Raw genomic sequence first — 6,616 nt, 5'->3', positions numbered from 1 at the left:
AAAAAATCATTAAGTTTGTTGACGGGATAGTTTGAATTGTTTTATGATGTAAGCGTATACAAAACGTGAAAGTATACGGGAGGAAATAATGAAGAAACTTATAGCTTTATTAATCGCAGCAATGGCATTAGTTGGATGCTCAAGTGCACCAGCTACACCAAGCGAAACACCTGCAGGAACTGCTGGGACTACTGGAGGAGCTGCAAAAGAAGTAAACGTTGGAGTATCAATTTACAAATTTGATGACAACTTTATGACACTTTACCGTAACGAAATTCAATCTTATTTTGATTCATTAAGCAATGATCAAGTTAAGTACAACGTTACAATTCAAGATGGTAAGAATGACCAAGCTGAACAAACAAATCAAATCGATAACTTTATCGCTCAAGATTATGATGTTCTAATCATTAACTTAGTTCAATCTACATCTGCTGCAACAGTAATTGACAAATGTAAAGAAGCAAACAAACCTTGTATCTTTATCAACCGTGAACCATCTGCTGAAGATATGGCAATGTACGATGGTACTGATTACCAAGGTATGTATACTTATGTAGGAGCTGATGCTCGTCAATCTGGTAAATTCCAAGGTGAAATTATTGCTGATCTTGAAAACAAAGGGGATTTAAATGGCGATGGCAAACTTCAATATGTAATGGTTGTTGGAGATCCTGAAAACGTAGATGCTAAATATCGTACAGAATTCTCAATTTCTCAATACAAAGAATCTTCTGGATTAGATGTTGAAAAATTAGATGAACAACGTGGTGACTGGGACCAAGCAAAAGGTCAAGAAATCGTTGCTAATGCTTTAACAAAATACGGCGACAAAGTTGAAGTTGTATTCTGTAACAATGATGGAATGGCTTTAGGAGCTGCTCAAGCAATCGCTGCTGCTAACCGTACAGTTGGAGAAGATATCTACTTAGTAGGTGTTGATGCTCTTGCTGAAGCTGTTGAATTAGTTTCAACTGGTGGAATGACTGGTACAGTATTAAATGACCATATCGGACAATCTCATCAAGCTGTAGACGCTGCTGTCAAAGCTGTTAATGGTGAAAAACTTGATACATACTACTGGGTAGACTATGTTAAAGTTACTCCTGCTAACGCTGCAGAATTCAAATAGTTATAATTTATAATGGATTACAAAATTAAGTGTGCCTCAGCGCACACTTAATTTTTCAAGAAAAGAACCTACTAGGGAGGAATAACAATGAGTGATTATATTTTACAAATGAAAAATATAAGTAAAAGCTTCCCAGGTGTTAAAGCACTAGATGGTGTATCATTAAATGTAAAACCAGGAACTGTTCACGCTCTTATGGGTGAAAACGGTGCTGGTAAGTCAACATTAATGAAATGTTTGTTCGGTATCTATTCTAAAGATAGCGGAGAAGTAATTTTTGAAGGACAACCTGTAGAAATTAAAAACACACACGATGCTTTGATGCGTGGTATTGCAATGGTGCAACAAGAACAACAACCAATTCTTGATAGAAGTATAGCGGAAAATATTTTCTGTGGACGCTTTCCAACTAAAAATATTGGTCCACTAAAAATTATCGACCATGGAAAAATGTATGCAGATACTGAAGCACTATTAAAAGAAGTTAATATGAACTTTAATCCTAAAATGAAACTTTCAGAATTATCAGTTTCAAATATGCAGTCTGTAGAAATTGCGAAAGCTGTTTCGGTGAAAGCAAAAGTTGTAATTATGGATGAACCAACGTCATCATTAACTGAAAATGAAGTAGAAGGATTATTCGATATAATCAATAAGTTAAGAGCCAATGGTGTATCGATTATTTATATTTCTCATAAAATGGAAGAAATCTTAAAGATTTCTGACGAAGTAACAATCATGCGTGATGGTACGTATGTTGGTACTTGGCCTTCAAGTGAATTGACGACTGATTTAATTATTAAGAGAATGGTTGGTCGTGAATTAACTAATCGTTTCCCTCCTAGAGAGAATATTCCAAGTGATGTCTGTCTAGAGGTTAGAGATTTTACATCAATTAATCCCAAATCATTTAAAGATATAAACTTTGATTTACGCAAAGGGGAAATCTTAGGTATTGGAGGATTAGTTGGAGCTCAACGTACTGAACTTATGGAAGCTATATTTGGTGTTCGACATATAGTTTCGGGAACAGTAAAGTACAAAAATGAAGTTATTAAAATTAAACGTCCGCGTGATGCGATAAAAAAAGGAATTGCATTATTGACAGAAGATCGTCGTGCAACTGGAATTTTCGGAGTATTATCTATTTCAGATAATGTGGGTGTTGCTTCTTTGGATAAATACATTGATATGGGATTTGTCCTAAATAACAAAAAACTAGAAGAATTGGTAAATGAAAATATTCGAAAAATGAGTATTAAAACACCAAGTACTAAAACACAAATTCAGTCTTTATCAGGTGGAAATCAACAAAAAGTTATTATTGGTCGTTGGTTAGCAAATAATCCTGATATTCTCATCTTGGATGAACCTACACGTGGTATTGACGTAGGTGCTAAGTATGAAATTTATACAATTATTGCAGATTTGGCTAAACAAGGAAAATCAATTATCATGATTTCATCAGAAATGCCAGAATTACTTGGTATGAGTGATCGCGTTATGGTAATGTGCGAAGGTAGAGTTACGGGAATCTTAGAAGGTGCTGAAGCAACTCAAGAAAATGTAATGAATCTAGCTACAAAATATATGTAAGGGAAGTAGAGGATAAATTATGGATGCAAAAAAAATAAAGAATTTTTTAAGTAATAATGCGATCGTACTTTTATTGTTTGTATTAGTTCTATATGTTGGATTCACACAAAAAGGATTCTTCACAATGAACAACTTCAACAATATCGCATCAAATACTGCACCACGTTTCATCATTGCTCTTGGTGTCAGTGGATGTTTAATCACAAAAGGAACAGACTTGTCAGCTGGACGTTTAGTAGGTCTTGGAGGAGTATTAGCATGTACATTATTACAACGTGCTGATTACACAGATAAATTCTTTCAAAATCTTCCTCAAATGCCACTTATTGCTGTATTCATTATCGTAGTTTTAGTAACAGCGTTCTTTGGATTACTCAATGGTGCTGTAGTATCTTATTTAAAAGTTCCACCATTCCTAGCAACTTTAGGTATGCAAACAATTGTTTATGGAATTAACTTAGTTTATTCAGGGGCTGATCCAATCGGGGGATTGAGAAAAGACTATACTACGCTAGCAACAGGTGGTATTGACTTAGGATTCTATAAATTAAAATGGTTATTAATTATTGCAATTGTTATGGGTTTATTATTTTGGTTTTTGTATAATAAAACTCGTCATGGTAAATATATGTATGCAATCGGTGGTAATGAAAATGCTGCTGAAGTATCAGGTGTTAATACAACAGCTGCTAAACTTCGTATCTATACACTTGCTGGTTTGATGTATGGTTTTGCAGGCTTCTTATTAGCTGCGAAGTCAGGTGGTGCATCAGTTAACTTAGGTTTGGGTTATGAACTTGAAGCCATTGCCGCTTGTACTATCGGTGGTGTTTCAACAACAGGTGGTGTAGGTAAAGTTCAAGGTATCTTATTAGGGGTACTAGTATTTGAATTAATGAAGACTTCTTTGCAATATTTAGGAGTAGATACTTCTTATCAATTCATTGCTCAAGGTCTAGTTATTATCATTGCTGTTGCATTAGATATTCGTAAATATACAGCTAAAAAATAATATTTATAAGCTAAGACACTTCGAACTGAAGTGTCTTTTACTTTTAAATGATGACTATAAACCATAACTATAGCCTAGATTACAAGTCTTGAGCATGTTTATTGAAATGAAGACAAATTAATAGAATAATTAATTTAGAAATTTGGGAGGTAATTAACTATGAAATATCAAGATGTAATACCAGAACAAGCACAGAGTACAATACTTTGTACTGTGAATTTTAAGAAAGATGTTGCAACAAGTGAGATTGTGGAAACATTTAAAGATTTTTGTGAAAGACTTCATCCTACAATTAATAGTATGAAAATTCGTTTTCCTTATGATAACTTTAAGTTTTCAATGGGAATAGGTGCTGATGCTTGGGAAAGATTGTTTCCACAAGCTGAAAAACCAAATGAACTTAAGCGATTCAGTGAAATAAAAGGAATGACAAAAACAGCAGTTAGTACAGCAGGTGATTTATTTTTCCATATCCGTGCAGAAAAAATGGATGTGTGCTATGAAATGATGTTAGTCATTCATATGTTACTAAAAGATGTTATTGATGCAGTTGATGAAACCCATGGATTCCGTTTCCGTGACGGAAGAGCTATATTTGGATTTGTTGATGGTACAGAAAATCCAGATAGTGAAGAGGCAAAAGATGTTGTTTATATTGAAGATGATAACGATCCATATAAAGATGGTACTTATGTACTTGCACAAAAATATAGTTTTGATTTAGATTTATGGAATACTTTAACCGTTGAACAACAAGAATTAGTTGTAGGTCGAACAAAAGAAAATGATTTAGAATTGTCAGCGGATAAGAAACCAAGCAATGCGCATACTGAAATTTCAAAGGCGCATGACAAAGCAGGTGAAGAAGTTAAAATTATGCGCGCTAATATTGCATTTGCTGAAGCGTCAAAAAATATTTTTGGAAGTTATTTTTTAGGATATTCAAAAGATTTCTCAATTACACTTCAAATGCTTCAACATATGTTTGAAGGAAATGAAAAAGATACTCATGATAGTATCTTAGATTTCTTTACACCAATTACAGGTAATTTATTTTTTGTTCCAAGCTATGAACAAATTGATAAAATTGCATCAGGAGAAATTAAATAAAAAAACAGTGTTCTACTGTTTTTTTATTTTTTAGTTGCAAGTTGATTTCTTTCATTACGTAAACATAGTTTTACTTTAATACCGATTAAAATAATAAATGCAATTAACAAAATGAAACAGTACATAATTAATGTAGGTTGTGATCCAAACATCAATGCAACTAACAAAAACATAATAAATTGCCATTTCATTCGTTTTGCAATTCCAGGAGCATCTTCGTCAAGCTTTTTATCTTGCCATCCTTTTTTGAAAGGGGCCATAATATAGATATAATATGAGATATATTTTGTTAAGAAATACATACCAGCAAATAAAAAGATAAATATTCCATAAATTACCCATGCACCAAATGTGCTCATAAGGTTAAAAAGGAAGTAGATTGCAATAACGGCAACTGTATATAATGAAGCGCTACATGCAAAATACATTAGTAAATCACTTTCGCTAATATAGCGAGAGTTTTTCTTTTTACATTCATCACATTGAATGTAACCAACATGGTATTCTTCAAATGCTGAAGCGATACTCTTATTCAAATTTTGTTTACATTTTTCACATTTTACTTTCAAATTAATCACCTGTTCTATTTTACCATGAAAACCAGCGAAAGAATATCTAATCTATGTACCCATAACCAATTATTTCTTCATTATCAATGGAGACATAAATAATCAAGTTATTAGGAATAGATTTACTTTCATAATCAATAAATTCAACAAGATAAACTTCTTTACCCAAATATGAATTATCAGAAAGAATGCCCATACCTTCTTTCAAAACTATTGTATCCACATTGCATGTTGTTGAATTGCATTCAATTGATTTGAAATCAGAGTCTTTAAGCTGTGTTTGTACTTTTGATAGTAGATTGTCATCTGGTATAGGAGTAGGTGAAGTAGATGTGGAATTAACTTGGCACCCCATTAATAGAAAAATACATAGAATATACAAAAATTTCATAATTATCTACCCCAATTCATTATGTTAATTATATCACAAATAACTGTTCAATTCCTGCTTGGACTGGGTACTCTTTTCATGTATAATAATGACAATGTGAGGTAAGTGATATGGCGAAAATTCTAACGAAGAAACAGTTAAATCCGGATGTATATTTATTTGAATTAGAAGCGAATGCAATTAGTGAAAAAGTAGAACCAGGGCAGTTTATTATTTTACGTGTTGATGAATTTGGTGAACGAGTTCCTTTAACTATTGCGGATCATGATGCAATAAAAGGAACGATAACAATCATTGTTCAAGCAATCGGGAAAACTACTTTAAAATTGAGTAAGCTCAATGAAGGTGATTCTGTTTTAGATTTAGTAGGTCCATTAGGCAGACCGACAGAATTTGAAGAAGCCAAAAAAGTATGTGTTGTTGGTGGAGGTGTTGGAACAGCAATTGCTTATCCAAGCGCTAAGTATCTTGCTACACATAATGTAGAAGTTGATATGATTGCAGGATTTAGAAATACTGAAATGATTATTCTTGAAAATGAAATGAAAGCAATCGCTAATGATTGTGTGATTATGACTGATGATGGTTCTAATGGGAATAAAGGATTTGTAACTAATGCTTTAGAAGAATTGCTTAAAACAAAAGAATATGATTTAGTTATTGCGATCGGACCAATTCCAATGATGCGTGCAATTTGTGATGTTACAAAAGCTAAAAATATTAAAACGATAGTTAGTTTAAACCCAATTATGATTGATGGCACAGGTATGTGTGGTGGTTGTCGTGTGACTGTAGATGGTCAAACA

7 protein-coding genes are annotated in these 6,616 nt (G+C 32.9%); 5 read left to right on the top strand and 2 right to left on the bottom strand.

The genetic code is table 11. The annotated features are described in order from the left end of the window. Positions 1-88 precede the first annotated feature (88 nt). The 4 genes from RSB60_RS10415 to RSB60_RS10400 all read left to right on the top strand — a co-directional run bounded on the left by RSB60_RS10415 (position 89) and on the right by RSB60_RS10400 (position 4,850). Positions 89-1,132 (top strand): galactose ABC transporter substrate-binding protein, encoded by a 1,044-nt coding sequence (locus RSB60_RS10415; RefSeq protein WP_332616187.1) that lies wholly within the window; start codon positions 89-91, stop codon positions 1,130-1,132. 87 nt (positions 1,133-1,219) lie between these two features. Next, positions 1,220-2,728, top strand: a complete 1,509-nt coding sequence (locus RSB60_RS10410; RefSeq protein ID WP_323381602.1) for a sugar ABC transporter ATP-binding protein — start codon at positions 1,220-1,222, stop codon at positions 2,726-2,728. Positions 2,729-2,747: 19 nt separating this feature from the next. Beyond that, positions 2,748-3,740, top strand: a complete 993-nt coding sequence (gene mglC / locus RSB60_RS10405; protein ID WP_332616184.1) for a galactose/methyl galactoside ABC transporter permease MglC — start codon at positions 2,748-2,750, stop codon at positions 3,738-3,740. Positions 3,741-3,899: 159 nt separating this feature from the next. Beyond that, positions 3,900-4,850, top strand: coding sequence for a Dyp-type peroxidase (locus RSB60_RS10400; protein WP_332616182.1), 951 nt, complete (start codon positions 3,900-3,902; stop codon positions 4,848-4,850). Between the two features lie 23 nt (positions 4,851-4,873). Here the strand turns inward: RSB60_RS10400 and RSB60_RS10395 are convergent, their stop codons facing one another. Then, positions 4,874-5,419 carry a hypothetical protein gene (locus RSB60_RS10395; protein WP_332616180.1) on the bottom strand — a complete coding sequence of 182 codons (546 nt, stop codon included), beginning with the start codon at positions 5,417-5,419 and terminating at the stop codon, positions 4,874-4,876. A 46-nt stretch (positions 5,420-5,465) separates the two neighbouring features. Beyond that, positions 5,466-5,810: a hypothetical protein gene (locus RSB60_RS10390; RefSeq protein WP_332616178.1), complete on the bottom strand. Its 345-nt coding sequence runs from the start codon at positions 5,808-5,810 to the stop codon at positions 5,466-5,468. 110 nt (positions 5,811-5,920) lie between these two features. Between RSB60_RS10390 and RSB60_RS10385 the strand changes: the two genes are divergently transcribed. Beyond that, positions 5,921-6,616 (top strand): sulfide/dihydroorotate dehydrogenase-like FAD/NAD-binding protein (locus RSB60_RS10385; RefSeq protein WP_332616176.1); only part of this gene is annotated, 696 nt, incomplete at its 3' end.

The sequence above is a fragment of the Anaerorhabdus sp. genome, assembly GCF_036657415.1.
Lineage (GTDB): Bacteria > Bacillota_I > Bacilli_A > Erysipelotrichales > Erysipelotrichaceae > Anaerorhabdus.
Note: the sequence above shows the minus strand (reverse complement) of the source record. Positions and strands in the feature narration are given on the sequence as shown.